This is a genomic window from Steroidobacter flavus, assembly GCF_042651805.1.
GTDB lineage: Bacteria > Pseudomonadota > Gammaproteobacteria > Steroidobacterales > Steroidobacteraceae > Steroidobacter > Steroidobacter flavus.
On record NZ_JBHSDU010000015.1, the window covers coordinates 1,003,359 to 1,018,344 of the forward strand.

Annotated in this window: 8 protein-coding genes; all 8 read right to left on the reverse strand. The window is 62.9% G+C overall.

The window, feature by feature from the left end:
• Positions 1-61 precede the first annotated feature (61 nt).
• Complete coding sequence (locus ACFPN2_RS32175; RefSeq protein ID WP_380604395.1) at positions 62-3,595, reverse strand: TonB-dependent receptor domain-containing protein; 3,534 nt, start codon at positions 3,593-3,595, stop codon at positions 62-64.
• A 127-nt stretch (positions 3,596-3,722) separates the two neighbouring features.
• Positions 3,723-4,643, reverse strand: a complete 921-nt coding sequence (locus tag ACFPN2_RS32180) for a FecR family protein (protein ID WP_380604397.1) — start codon at positions 4,641-4,643, stop codon at positions 3,723-3,725.
• A gap of 39 nt (positions 4,644-4,682) precedes the next feature.
• Positions 4,683-5,195 carry an RNA polymerase sigma factor gene (locus ACFPN2_RS32185; RefSeq protein WP_380604399.1) on the reverse strand — a complete coding sequence of 171 codons (513 nt, stop codon included), beginning with the start codon at positions 5,193-5,195 and terminating at the stop codon, positions 4,683-4,685.
• 59 nt (positions 5,196-5,254) lie between these two features.
• Entirely contained in the window at positions 5,255-8,800 is a 3,546-nt protein-coding gene (locus tag ACFPN2_RS32190; protein WP_380604402.1) for a TonB-dependent receptor domain-containing protein, read from the reverse strand.
• A gap of 106 nt (positions 8,801-8,906) precedes the next feature.
• On the reverse strand, positions 8,907-9,881 hold the full coding sequence (locus ACFPN2_RS32195) for a FecR family protein (RefSeq protein ID WP_380604403.1): 975 nt from the start codon (positions 9,879-9,881) through the stop codon (positions 8,907-8,909).
• Positions 9,878-10,381, reverse strand: coding sequence for an RNA polymerase sigma factor (locus ACFPN2_RS32200; protein ID WP_380604405.1), 504 nt, complete (start codon positions 10,379-10,381; stop codon positions 9,878-9,880). The genes ACFPN2_RS32195 and ACFPN2_RS32200 overlap by 4 nt, the downstream gene beginning before the upstream one ends.
• A 67-nt stretch (positions 10,382-10,448) precedes the next feature.
• Positions 10,449-13,949: a TonB-dependent receptor domain-containing protein gene (locus ACFPN2_RS32205; protein WP_380604407.1), complete on the reverse strand. Its 3,501-nt coding sequence runs from the start codon at positions 13,947-13,949 to the stop codon at positions 10,449-10,451.
• Positions 13,950-14,026: 77 nt separating this feature from the next.
• Entirely contained in the window at positions 14,027-14,980 is a 954-nt protein-coding gene (locus ACFPN2_RS32210) for a FecR family protein (protein WP_380604409.1), read from the reverse strand.
• Between the last annotated feature and the right edge of the window lie 6 nt (positions 14,981-14,986).

Consider the following 14,986-nt stretch of genomic DNA (forward strand, 5'->3'; position numbering starts at 1 on the left):
CTCCTCGCAGCGGGTGACCCTCAGCTACCCGCCGAAAGGATGAAAGTGGCAGGCTTGGCCGCTAGTTGGGCGCGCCGAACGCCCAGCGCAAACCTACCGAGAACGCGTGGCTGTTCAGGTCGCCCTTGAAACTGCCGAGCTGCGGTAGGCCGGCTCCGACGAGGCGATCCGATTCGGGAATGTTGTAGGGCGGCTCGTTCGAGAGCTCGCGAGGATAGTAGTCCGTCAGGTTCGCGGCCTTCACATCCAGCTCGTCGCGAATGTATTTGTAGCTCGCATCGATGGTCGCCCGATCGGTGACGCGCCAGCTCATGCCGAGCTGCAGCTGATAGGTGAAGCCCCAGTTCGCCCCGCCACCTACCGCATGCTCGCCAGGCGCGACCGGCGCCCAGTTCGGCAGTGGACTGCCATAGGTGGTCTGGTACCAGTTGCGATAGACATCGTCGGTATAGCCATCGAGGCGTCCCCTGAAACCGACCGCGGCGCGTGTCGCACCGATGCCGATCCCCACATAGGGCCGGAAGCGATTGCTCGCGGCACCGAAATCGCGAATCGCATTGGCCATGAAGCTCCAATACGAGCCTTCGCCCTGCGGCTCATAACAATTGGTGAAGCGATCCTGCGGCGTTCCGATGAATTCCGGAGCATGGCTCAGGCTGCACAGGCCATAGGGCACGGTCTGATTCCCGCCGATCTTCCCGAAGCCGTGTTGACGAAAGCCGATCTCACCTTCAGTGCGCCAGTGATCGTTCAAACGATAGCCGAGGCGCGCAGCGAACGCCTCCGCCGGCGTGGTCTCGAACTTCCATTTGACCGGCTCACCGGACAAGCCACGGCCCGTCGATTCCGCCTTCCAGTCCTCGGGCTGCTGTTGTCCGAAATCGAGCGCGCCGTACCAGTCGCCCGGATCGCCGAACGGTGCCAGCCCCGTCGTCGGGCTCGGCGTGTAACCGCTGCGATCGCCGCCATCTCGCCAGGTCACTTTCAACAGCGCCGTGCGCGGATTGCCGATGTGATTCACGACGCTGCTGACGGTCGAGTAATACTCCTCATCCGTGACGTTTTCGATCAGCAGCGACACCTTGACGTTGTCGTTCACGGCGTAGCTGGCGCCCACGTCCCAGATCATCGTCGCGTCTTCCTCGAACGCGAACGGTTCTTCGAAGGCCAGCTCGAACGTGACTGGATCGTATTCCGTGTGCGTGCCCTCCTCGAATATGCGCCCCGTATAGATCGCGCCGACGTTCACCGACAGCGACGACAGCCAGGGCACATCCCAATTCATGAACAACTTGCCCAGCTTTTCCGGGGAGCGCGTGTCGAGGGCCACATCGCTGGGCTTGTTCACGGTGCGATTGTCCGTATAGCTCAACGCCACATCGAGCTGGCCGAACAAGCGACCGGTGGCTTCGAGCTCGTAGCCGGTGCTCTCGACGCTGATACCGCCGCTGTAGTAACAAGGCGAAGTGGGCAAAGGGCCGCACTGCCCGCGGGTTCCCGGAATCGCCTGCGCGACATGATCCTGCTGGAGCCGATAGTTCGACGCCGTCAGCAACCAGTCGGCGACGCCGTATTTCACGCCGTATTCCAGGTTCTTGTAAGTCGTGGCGGGCAGCCGTTCGTTGCCGGGCGCGTAAACCTCTCGCGGCGGGTCCGAGCCTTCGCTATAGCTGCCATACATCGTCACATCCCGTAACGGCTTGAAGGCCGCCGCGTAACTCGGCCGCCATTCGGGCGCGCGATCGCCGAGGCCGTCATTGATCTCGTCGTTCTGGATCTGGAACGGCTCGCCGTCGGCACGCCGGCGCACCACTCGGGCGCCCGAGCTCTTGTACCCCTGTCGACGCGCGGACAGCGTCACTGAGGCTCGGTCATGCCAGGAAATCGTATCGGAGACCGCCAGGCCCCACTGCGAGGTCGTGTTTCGGTAGTCGTCGTCGAAGGAGAAGGTGCTGCCGTAGTAGTAAGCCGGCTTGGGCAAGTAACGGACCTTCATGAAATCCGCCAGCGAATACACCGCCGGCCAGTTGGGATCGTACCGGTCCAGCTCGGCGTCGGCGCCGCTCGCCTGGTTGAAGTCGCCGGCCATATAGACATTGTGGGTCAGGCCCCAGGTGTCGAACTTGCCCGTAACCCGGAAGTCGGTGCTCAGATTGTCCCCGGTGTAGAAGTTCTCGCGCGCGAGTATGGACGTCGGAACCTGCCGGCACACGCCTTGATAGCAGACTCGAAAAGCCTCATCGGTGTTCGACATTACATTCACCGTGCCGTTGACCGCCGTGTCCAGGCTGCGCTTGTCCTGATTCGAATAGTTCAGGCCGATGTCGAAATTCCAGTTCTCCAGCAGTCGCACATAGAAGTGGCTGAACAACTCCGTGGTTTTGGTATCGAGGAAGGCCCAGTCGGGGGTGTAGTTGAACGCGAACGGCGTGTGCAGATTGGCGCCGTCGAAGCTGCGATACGAGCCCTGATAGAGGCCGTCCTCGTCGATCTTCAGATACCGCGCGCCCACCTCCAGGCGGGCGCGATCGCCGAACGGGATATCGAAGATGCCATAGAGCGAGGTGCGCTTGAGATGATCGTTGACCCACGGATACTGCTGATCCTCGTGAGACACGCTGGTGAGAAACGCGACCGGCGAGCCCAGCACGCTCGGCGTCGACCAGTCGACCTGTGCTTGATACCGCTCGTCCGTGCCGGCCGTGAGATTCACATCCAATGAAGGCGCGCCACCCGGGCGCTTGCGCACCAGATTGATGGTACCGCCCGGGGAATTGACGCCGGCAAACACGCCGTTCGCACCACGTACCAGTTCGACGCGCTCGTAACCGTTGAGATCGAGCAGACCGTTGTTGATGATATCGAGATAGCGCGGCGCGCCGCCGTCGATCTGCACAGTCGAGACAGAGAAGCCGCGCGAGTAGATCGCGCCACCCACGCCGGACGCTTCGCCACCTGAGCTGGGCAGACGCTCGATCATGGACAGACCCGGCATGCGTCGTACCGCTTCGTCGAAGTCCTGGATGTCCTGCGCTTCGAGCTGCGCTTGCGTCAACACGGACACCGAACGCGGAATATCTTCGATCGGGGTGGGCGCACCCGCACCTACCCCCGCCACGACGGCGCGCAGTCCCCGCTCCTCTTGATTCTGTCCACCGCGAATGCCGCCCAACTGTGCGACGCCTTCACCGCGCACGGGTTTTGTTTGATCCGCGCCTTCGACACGCACTGGACCTAACTCACGCGTTTGACTGTTGGGTGCGCGCACGACCGAAGCGGTGGTCGGTGTGCTGAAGCGAGCGACGAGCCCGGTCCCGTTCAATAGACTCGTCAACGCATCGACGCCGGAGTATTCGCCGGTGAGCCCGCCGCTCTGGATGCCTTTGACCAGCTCGCTCGAGTACACCAGCTGAATGCCGGAGATCTCCGAGAAGCGCGTCAGCGTCTCGCTGAGCGACCCGGCCTTGAGCTCGAAACGAAAGCGTTGCGCCCTCGCCGTCTCCTGCGCCTGTACCTGTTGAGCTACCGCGCATACCGACAATGTCGTTGCAATCGCAAGCGCGAGCTTCGACAAACCCGTTCTGACCGCCTTCATCCAGCCTCCGGAATACGACGCCGCGGAACCGTCCTGCGGCTTGCGTGCGATGAATTACTCATCACTTGCCACAAGGACAATCGAGGCGATGCTATTCCAACTGGAATCGATGAAAGAGATGTTGAGGTCAGCGCGGGCCGAGCACGATGACCACGCCGGGCAGCCTGATCAGGCGCGCACCCGCGGCGTTGACGATCGAGTCGAGACCGCCTTCGATGTCGGCGATCGCGATGCTGCCGCTGACCGTTTGTTTGGCGGCATCGTCGTCCAGCACCAGAATGCCGCCGCTTCGATAGCGCCCCAGTTCGTGCACCACTCTAGCCAGCGGCGCCTCCTTGAACAGGACGCGTCCCTCGCGCCAGGCCGCTTCGAAAGTCACCTCGAAATTATAGGTGGAGCTGAGATCGTCAGCGCCGAACCTCGCCGCACGGCCGGCGCCGAGCGTGGTCAGGTCATCTCCTGCACTGACTTCGACCAATCCTTCGGTCACGGCGACATGCAATTGTTCTTCGCTGACGTCAACCGAGAATGCCGTGCCGATGTCGCGAATCACCGCGCCCTTCGCTTCGACCACGAATGGCGCTTCGTTCTCGGCGACGACGATATGAACCCGCCCTTTCGCCACTCGCAACGTGCGTTGACCGTCGCGCTGCTCGAAATCGACGGCTGCGCCGCTGTCCAGCCACAGCTGACTACCATCGGCGAGCGGCACTTCATGCACTTCGCCCACCGGCGAGATGAGGTCATGATTGTTGAATGTGGAGACGAAGACTGCGATCAACAGACACGCCGCAGCCGCAAGCCCCGCAGTGATTGCGATGGGCCGACGACGCGGCAGCGATTGAATCAACGGCGCTTCGAGCGGCGCCAGCCCGGTCCACAGCCGACGCGCCTCGTCGAACTCGCGCCGATGCGTCGCATCCGCCGCCAGCCACGCTTTCAACTCGCGCAACTGCTCCGCAGTCGCCCGCTTGGAAGCCAGCAAGGCGACCCAGTCGCTCGCGCTTCTGGGCTCGGGACGCGCATTTCCGCTCGGAGAATTGCTCATGGCAAAGACATGACAGCCAGCCCAACCGGATTCCAACCGTCAGGGCAAACTTTTTTCGCCGCGGCTCGCGGACAGCAAGTGATCGAGCGCCTTGCGCAGATGTTTGTCCACCGCCTGACTGGAAATACCGAGGCGCACGGCGATCTCTGTGTTGTTCAAGCCTTCGAAGCGACTCCACGCCAGGACCTGGCGCGTACGTTCCGGCAGCTCTTCCATGGCCGACCAGACTCGAGTGAGCTCTTCCTCCGCCAGCGCATGACGCTCGGGCGTCGCCGAATCGAAGCGGCCCCACAACAGCGCCATGGCTTCTTCATTCAGCTCGGCGTGCCGGCGCGCCTGCTCTTTGTGATTCGTGATGAGATTGGCGGCGATCCGGAACAGGAACGCGCGGGGATTGACGACCTGCGCCCAACTGACGCGCTCCAGCCGGACATAAATCTCCTGACCGATGTCCTCGGCGGTGGCGCGACAGCCGACACGGGCCGCGATGAATCTGATCAGACCAGATTCATTCTCGCGGAATGCCTCGCTCGCGTTTCGGCCATCTGACATCACACCGCTCCCGGCTCGCTCCCACAGGAACGAGCCAGGACGGCGGGAGCCGCAAGCGCCTAGTGCGTGCCCGGCGCACCGAAGGCCCAGCGCAGACCGATCGTGAACGCGTGGCTGTTCAGATCGCCTTTGAAGCTGCCGAGCTGCGGCAGACCGGCGCCGACGAGGCGGTCGGGCTCGGGGCCGGCGCTAGCCAGATCCTGCGCGTACTCGCGCGGATAGTAGTCAGTCAGGTTCGCAGTTTTCACGTCCAGCTCGTCGCGAATGTATTTGTAGCTCGCATCGAGGGTCGTGCGATCGGTAATGCGCCAGCTCATCCCCACCAGCAGTTGATACGTGAGACCCCAGCTGGAGCCACCGCCGACCGCCTCCTCGCCCGGCGCGACCAACGTCAGCGGCGAGCCGTAGGCATTGCGATACCAGGTGCGATAGACGTTGTCGGTATAACCATCGAGACGCCCCGAGAAATCGACCGAAGCCCGCGTCGCGCCGATGCCCAGACCCACGTACGGCCGGAAGCGATTGCCTGGTGCGCCGAAGTCGCGAATCGCGTTGGCGATGAAACTCCAGTACGAGCCTTCGCCCTGCGGATCATAACAATGGGCGAGGCGATCCTCCGGCCTGCCGATGTAATTCGCCGCATAGCTCAAGCCGCACAGACCATAGGGCACGGTCTGATTCCCTCCAATCTTGCCGAAGCCGTGTTGACGAAAGCCGACCTCGCCTTCGGTGCGCCAATGATCGTTCAAGCGATAACCGATGCGCGCGTAGAACGCCTCGGCCGGCGTGGTCTCGAAGGTCCATTTCACCGGCTGACCGGACGAGCCGCGGCCCGTGGATTCCGCTTTCCAATCCTCGGGACGTTGCTGACCGAAATCGAGCGAGCCATACCACGCTGACGGCTCGCCGAACGGTGCGAGCCCCGTGGTCGGACTCGGCGTATAGCCGCTGCGATCGCCGCCATCGCGCCACGTCACTTTCAATAGTGCCGTGCGCGGATTGCCGATGTGATTCACGACGCTGCTGACGGTCGAGTAGTAGTCGGTGTCCGCGACGTTCTCGACCAGCAACGAAACATCGATGTTGTCATTCAGGCGGTACCGGGCACCGAGGTCCCAGATCAGCGTCGCGTCCTCCTCGAACGCGTAGGGAATCGTGTCGAGCAGCCGGAACGTCACGGCATCGTAAATACTGCGCGTACCCGCTTCGAAGATGCGACCGGTGTAGATTGCGCCGAGGTTCACCGACAGCGACGACAGCCAGGGCACATCCCAATTCATGAACAGCTTGCCGAGCTTCTCCGGCGAGCGGGTGTTGAACGGCACATCGCTGGGCTTGCTCACGCTGCGATTGTCGGTAAAGCTCACGGCGACATCGAGCTGCTCGAACAGCCGCCCGACCGCTTCCAACTCGTAACCCGTGCTCTCGATGCTGACGCCGCCGCCGTAATAACAAGAGGAGGTGGGCGTGGGCCCGCACTGCCCGCGGGTGCCCGGAATCTGTACCGCGACGCCGTCCTGTTTGAGCCGGTAGTTCGACGCCGTCAGTAACCAGTCGCCAACGCCATACTTCACGCCATATTCGATGTTCTTGTAAGTCGTGGCGCCCAGTTGTTTGCCGTCCGGCGAGTAAAGGACTTCCGGAGTGCTCGAACCTTCGGCGTAGCTGCCGTACACCGTCATATCCCGTAGCGGCTTGACCGCCGCGGCATAGCTGGGACGCCACTCCGGAGCGCGCCCGACCGCGCCGTTGGAGATCTCATCGAGAGAAATGTTATAGGGCTCGCCGTCCGAGCGCCGGCGAAACAATCTGCCCCCCGAGGTCTCGTAGCCCTGCCGGCGCGCGGACGCAGTCGCCGAGACGCGGTCATGCCACGAAATCGTATCGGAGATCGCGAGCCCCCATGCCGAGGAAGTGTTCTTGAAGTCGGTATCGATGCCCAGCACGCTACCTGCAAAGTACGCCGGCTCGCCGTACGACGGCAGGGCCATGAAGTCCGCGAGCGAGAACACGCCCGTCCAGCTGGGGTTGCTACGCGACAGCTCGGTGTCGGCACCGCCGACCTCGTTGAAGTCGCCGGCGAAATAAACATCGTGCGTGAGCCCCCAGGTGTCGAACTTGCCCGCGACGCGGAAATCGGTGCCCAACGTTTCCGAAGTATAGAAACCCTCGCGCGCGAAGAAGTTCGTGGTGCGCGGCCTGCACACGCCGCTGCTATTGCAGGTTTGATAGGCGGCGTTGGTGTTCGACAGCAGAAACACCGAGCCGTTGATCACCGCATCCAGGCTGCGCTTGTCCTGGTGCGAATAATTCAGACCGATATCGAAGTTCCAGTCGTTCAGCAGCCGCACGTAGAAGCGGGTGAACAACTGCTTCGACTCGGCATCGAGAAACGCCCACTGCGGCGTGTAGTTGAAGGTAAACGGGGTCGCGAGATTCGGGCCGTCGTAGTACCGATACGAGCCGGTGTAAAAGCCGTCCTCCCGGATCTTCAGATATTGGGCACCCAGCTCCAGACGGGCGCGATCGCCCAGCGGCATATCGAAGATCCCGTACAGCGAAGTGCGTTTGAGATGATCGTTGTCCCACGCGAAGCGCTGATCCTCGTGCGACACAGCGGTGCGAAACGCGATGGGCGAGCCGAGTACGCTGGGCGTCGACCAGTCGATCTTGGCCTGGTAACGATCGTCCGTGCCAGCCGTGAGCGCGGCCTCGAACGAAGGCGCGCCGCCCGGTCGCTTGCGCACCAGATTGAGGGTGCCGCCGGGCGAATTGATACCGGCGAACACTCCGTTCGCGCCCCGCACCAGCTCGACCCGCTCGTAGCCTGTGAGATCGAGCAGACCGTTGTTGATGATATCGAGGCTGCGCGGCGCGCCGCCGTCGACCTGAACTGTCGTCACACTGAAACCGCGCGAATAAATCGTGCCGCCGGCACCGGAGGCTTTGCCGCCGGAGCTGGGCAAACGCTGGATCATCGACAGGCCCGGCAAGCGTCGCACCGCTTCGTCGAAGTCCTGCACGTCCTGCGCTTCCATCTGTTCCTGAGTCAGCACCGACACCGAGCGCGGAATATCTTCGATGGCCACCGGCGACCCCGCACCCACCGCGGCCACGACCGGACGCACGCCACGCGCTTCTTGATCCTGACCGCCGCGTACGCCGCCGAGCTGCGCTGTACCTTCACCTCGTTGAGGCTTGCTTTGATCCGCACCTTCGACGCGCACCGGCCCGAGCACACGCGTATCCGCACTCTGCGTTGCCTTCTCAATCGTGATCGTATTCTTGCCGGTCATGCGGAACCGGAGTCCCGTGCCTTCCAGCAGCGAGCTCAACGCCTGCTGCGCGCTGAAGTTGCCGGACAGGCCGCGCGTGCTCATTCCCTGCACGAGGCTCGCCGGATACACCAGCGCAAGGCCCGATAGATCCGCGAGACGATTGAGCGCGCTTGCCAGCGAGCCGGAGGGAATATCGAAGCGACGCGGGGCCTGTTCCGTTTGCTCCGCAGGCTGGGCCTCCTGGGCTCGCGCGACCGAAGAGGCGGCCAGGATGCCCGCGATCATGGCGGCGAGCAGCGGTGACATGATGGGCTTGTCGATCGACATCGGTCCTCTCTTGCGAACGTACTGAAGCGTCTCTCGCTCTCAGTGACGCAGAGGGTCGCGAAAAGAGGATGTCGGACCGGGAAGAATTTTTTGTGACAGCGACGGGTCAGCGGCCCGGCGCGGAGAGGAACACGAAATAGCCGGCGATGCTGGTGGCTTCGAGGCCCAGCGACTGTTCGAGCGCGGCGAGGCTGGCGTCCATGTCCTGCAACGGAAAGACGCCGTTGACTTGCAGCGCCCCGAGATCGGCGCCGAGCAATTGAATGTGGCCGCGATGATAACGGTTGAGCTCGTCGACCACGGCGTCGAGCCGCTGGTTCTCGACGATCAGCCGGCCGCGTCGCCAGGAATCCGCGGTGGGCTCGGCCTCTTGAATGGAAGCCATGCCCAGCCGACTGCCATAGCGAATGCGCTCACCGGGATGAAGCGTGCGCGACAGCGAGCTCGTGCTATTCGAATACGTGACTTCGACCGAATGCTCGATGCCGATGACTTGCACATCGTCCGCATCGATCTTCACTGTGAACACCGTGCCCAACGCTCGCGTGCGCCCGCCGTTCGCCTCGACGATGAAGGGACGCCGGGCATCGGCTGCGACTTCGAAGGCCGCTTCGCCCGTCAACAAATGTAACGTGCGGGCGTTATCGGTGAACTCGTAGGTGACGGCGGAGTCCGTGTTGAGCGTGATCGTCGAGCCATCCGGCAACTTGACGCTGCGAATCTCGCCGACGCGTGTTTGCTCATCGGCACGCCATTGCAAGGCCAGTTGCGGTACTACCACCGCGATCGCGAGCGCTGCGGCCAACGCCGTGGTGGCGCGGCGTGCCCAAAGCCATCGCGTGCTTTCGACCTTCGGCAAACGCAGCGACGTAGCTGTCAGGGTCTGCGCTTCGACGGGAAGTTTCTCCGGCAACTCCGACACGTCGGACCACATCGATTGCGCCCGCCGATAGGCGCGTGCGTGCTTCGGATCGAGCAGCCAGCGATCGAAGTTTTCCTGCTCGCTGACATCGAGCGGCCCGGCGTCGCGACGAATCAACCAATTCACGGCCTGCTCGTCGATGGAGGGCGCCGCGCTCACTCCTCGTCTCCCACGCGTTGCATACAGTGCAACAGCGCGACCCGCAAATGCTTCTCCACCATGTTGCGCGAGATGCCGAGCCGTTCGGCGATCTCAGCCTGGTGCAGATTCTCGAACTGTCGGAGCACGAAGACTTCGCGACACCGCGGCGGCAGATCGCCGATCGCCTGCATCAGCAGATGCAGCCGCTCCTGCCCTACCCACTCGCGTTCTGGCGACGGCGCCTGCGGATGTTCGTCCTCGGGCACCTCGTCGGCGACGATCACCTTGCCCCGTGACTTATTCCGTCGCAGATGATCGATGGTGAGATTGCTGGCGATCCGATAGACGAACGCTTTCGGATTGGCGATGGCGTGCTCCGACTCGCTCGCGCACACCCGCAAGTACGTGTCCTGCATGATGTCCGCCGCCGTGGCCGCGCAGCCAATACGCGTCCGCACGAACCCCAACAGTTCGTCGTAATACTGCTCGAATGTGGCAACGAGCCCGGTTGCACGCACTGGGACTTCACCGAAGCGATGGCTGGCCCGACAAGAACGAGCCAGCCGGCGAAGTCCCGCAAACGCTTCAATGCGCGCTCGGTGCTCCGAACGCCCAGCGCAGGCCGACCGTGAACGCGTGGCTGTTCAGATCGCCCTTGAAACTGCCGAGCGGCGGCAAGCCGGCGTTGACCAGTGGCGTCGGCCAGCCGTCATACGGATAGTAGTCCTTGACGTTGGCGGTCTTCACATCCAGCTCGTCGTGAATGAATTTGTAATTCACATCGAGGGTGGCTCGATCGGTGACACGCCAGCTCACACCCGCCAACACTTGATACGTCAGCCCCCAACTGGTGTCCGACCCGAAGGCCGTTTCACCCGGCGCGACCGGCAGCGACGAGCCGAATTGCTGCTGATACCAGGCGCGATACGACTCGTCCCGGTAACCGTCGAGGCGGCCGGAGAAGTCCACCGAAGCCCGCGTGGCACCGAGACCCAAACCGAGATACGGCCGCAAACGATTGCTCGGCGCACCGAAGTCGCGAATCAAGTTGGCCATGAAGCTCCAGTACTGGCCCTCGCCCTGCGGATCGTAACAATGAGTCATACGATCCTCGGGGGTGTCGATGTAGGCGCTGGCGTAACTCACACCGCACAGTCCATAAGGCACGGTTGAATTGCCGCCCACTTTGCCGAAGCCATGTTGACGGAAGCCGATCTCACCTTCGGTGCGCCATCGATCGTTCAACCGATAACCGAGCCGCGCGTAGAACGCTTCGGCCGGCGAGGTTTCGAACTTCCACTTCACTGTTTCGCCGGACACGCCGCGACCGGTGGAGTGCGCCTTCCAATCCTCGGGACGCTGCTGACCGACATCGAACGAGCCGTACCAGTCGCCGGGATCGCCGAACGGCGCCAGCCCCGTGGTCGGGCTCGCTGTATATCCGCTGCGATCGCCAGCATCGCGCCATGTCACTTTCAACATCGCCGTGCGCGGGTTGCCGATGTAATTCGTGCTGCTGCCGACAGTCGAGTAATACTCGGTGTCGGAGACGTTCTCGACCAGCAGCGCCACTTGCACGTTGTCGTTCACGCGATAGCTCGCGCCCAGATCCCAGATCAGCGTCGACTCCTCCGCGAACGCATAGGGCAGCTGCGCAACCAGTGCGTACGTGACCGGATCGTAGAACCGCCGCGTACCCTGCTCGAAGATAGCGCCGGTGTACACCGCGCCCGCATTCAACGTCAGCGACGGTATCCACGGCACGTCCCAACCGAGCGACGCCTTGACGAGCTTTTCCGGCGAGCGCGTATCGAACGGCAGATCGCTCGGCTTGTTGACCGTGCGATTGTCCGTATAGCTCAACGCCACATCGAGCTGATTCAGGAACCGACCGACCGCCTCCAGCTCGTAGCCGGTGCTTTCGATGCTGACGCCGCCGCCGAAGTAACAATAGGAATTGGGCTTGGGGCCGCACTGTCCCTGGGTGCCTGGAATTTCCACCGCCACACCCTCTTGTTTCAACGTGTATCGCGACGCCGTCAGCAGCCAGTCGGCGACACCGTATTTCACGCCGTACTCGATGTTCTTGTAAGTCGTGGCACCCAATTGCTCGCCGCTCGGCGTATACCTCGGCTGCGGCTCCTCGAAGCCTTGCGAATAACTGCCGTACACCGTCACATCGCGCAGCGGGCTGAATCTTGCCGCATAGCTGGGATGCCACTCCGGAGCACGATTCACCGTGCCGTCGAAATCATCGTCGATGCGCACGTCATAGACCACGCCGTCGGAGGCGCGACGACTCACTTTGCCGCTGGAGAACTCGGAGTCGCTGCGACGGGCGGACAGGATCACGGCGGCTCGATCGCGCCACGAAATCTCATCGGCGACCGTCAATCCCCACTGCGACGAGGTGTACTTGAAATCGGGATCGTAGGGAGGACGGACATTGGTCCGCGGCGGCGCCGCGGCATCGGGCAATCGCAAAAAGTCGCTCAGTGCGTAGAGGCCTGGCCAGGTGGTCTCGCCCCACTGCAATCTCCCGTCGGTAGTCGCAAGCGCGTTGAAGTCGCCGAGCAAAGTCACATTGTGAGTCAGGCCCCAGGTCTCGAACTGACCCGATACTCGAAAATCCGTGCCCAGGTTTTCCGCGGTCGCGAAATTATCCGATACGATCAAGCGCGAGGCCCGGCGAGTGCAGGTACCGTTCCGGCAGATTTGAAACGCATCCTGAGTGGTCGACAGCACGAAAAGGCCCACGTAGGCATCCAGGCTGCTCTTCTCCACGTTGGAATAGTTCACGCCGATATCGAGGTTCCAGTCATCCAGCAGTCGCACGTAGAAACGGCTGAACAGCTCGACCGTTTCGCTGTTTAGAAACGTCCAGTCGGGCGAGACGTTGAAATAGAACGGCGCATCGACATTCGGACCGTCGTAATAGCGATACGAGCCGGTGTACAGGCCCTTCTCATTCACGTCCTGATACTGCGCGCCGAGCTCCAGGCGCGCCCGATCTCCCAAGGGCAAATCGAAGATGCCATACAGCGAGGTGCGCTTGAGACGATCGTTGTCCCAGGGGAATTGCTGATCCTCGTAGGAGGCGACACCGCGAAACGCGACGGGAGAATCGAGCAGGCTCGGCGTCGACCAATCGACCGTGCCTTGATAGCGCTCGTCGGTCCCGGCCGTGAGCGCGACGTCCAGCATCGGTGCGCCGCCTGGCCGTTTGCGCACGAGATTGAGGGAGCCGCCCGGCGACTCGGTGCCGGCAAATGCTCCGTTCGCACCGCGCACCAGCTCGATGCGCTCATAAGCGTTGAGATCGAGCAAGCCGTTGCGAACCATGTCGAGGCCGCGCGGCGCGCCGCCATCGATCTGCACTGTATCGATGCGAAAACCCCGCGAATAGACTTGGGCGCCGGAACTCGAGGCCGCGCTGCTCGCCGATGTTTGTATCATCGACAGCCCCGGCATGCGTCGCACCGCCTCGCCGAGATCCTGCACGTCCTGCGCTTCCATCTGCGCCTGGGTCAACACGGACACCGATCGCGGCACATCTTCGATCGCCATGGGAGAACCCGCGCCGACCGCTGCGGTCACCGGTCGCAGTCCCCTCGCTTCTTGATCCTGCCCACCGCGAATGCCACCCAACTGCGCAGTACCTTCGCCGCGCACGGGCTTGGTCTGATCCGCGCCCTCCACTCGCACCGGTCCAAGCGTGCGAGTGCCCGGTTGCGGAGCGCGCTCGAGCGTGACGGTACGCTCGTTGACGAAGCGAAACGTGAGACCGCTTTCGTTGAGCAGTAATTCAAGCGCCTCACGACGACCATACGCGCCGCTCAGACCCCGGCTGCGCAAGCCGGCGACCAGCTCCGGCGCGTAGACCAGCTGAACATTCATTGCTTCGGCATAGGCTTGCAGGCTGCGATCGAGCGAGCCCGCGGGAATCGAGATCGTGGCGCTACGATCGGCCGGTGCCTGCTGCTGAGATTCCGCCGCGCGCACCGACGCCGCCGCCAGAATCATCGCGACCGACGCGCCAATGACGCTCCACGCCTGCATCCTTCGCCCCGTCATCACTGTCTTCATCGCTTCCCCTGGCAGCAACGCGCTGCCTTGTGGAAGTTGAGACGAGTAACGCGGCTGCTCGGGTAACCCCGCCGAGCTCAGCGCAAGATAGTCAGGAGCGGTGTCAGATGAATGACATCGAGGCCCCGGGCGGCGGCGATGCCGTCGAGACCCGCATCGATACCGTCGGTCTCGAAGATGCCGGTGATGCGTTGCTCGCGTGCCGGGCCGAGCACGACGATGGCGCCTCGATGATAGCGGTCCAGCTCGGCGACGGCGTCGTGCAGAGGACGATCGCGAATCACGACCCGCCGCTCGCGCCAACTGAGCAAGGAGTCGATGTCGACAGAACCTTCCTGAGTGAGCTTGCGGCCGCCGAAGCTCACGCGCTCACCGACAGAAGCCGTGCTCGTGATGCTCGCGCCATCGGAGATTGCGACCGTGCCGTGAGACACAATCACCGTCGTTCGATCGTCCGGCTCGAGCCTCACACTGAAGGCCGTGCCCACGGCACGCACTTGTCCCTCGTGCGCGTGAACGATGAAAGGCTTGGAGGGATCGGGACGGACTTCGAACCAGGCTTCGCCTCGGAGCAATTCGATGCGTCGCTCGCCTTCCTCGTAAGCGACATCGATGGCCGAATCAGTGTTCAACACCGCTCGCGAGCCATCGGGCAGATAGATCTTTTGAATCTCGCCGGTGCCGGTGAGATGGTCGGCCTGCATTCGGGTCGCCGGATCGAACAGAATCACGACGGCCAGAATGGACGCGGCCATCGCGGCGATCGTCCCACCCACTCGGCCCCAACGCGCGGCAGTCAACGTTGCCCGAGCTTTCGGTGCATCGGTCGCGGCGTGACGTTGGAAGTCAGGTTCGAATCGTTGCAGGCTGCGCCACGACCGGCGCGCCTCGCAAAATGCAGTTTCATGCGCCGGATGGGCGGCTCGCCACGCTTTCAACTGCTCGACGTCGTCGGCGGTCACATCGCCGTCGGCGAGACGCAGCACCCATTCGCGTGCGATCAATTGCAACGACGTGTTGGAAGGGACCATGGCCAC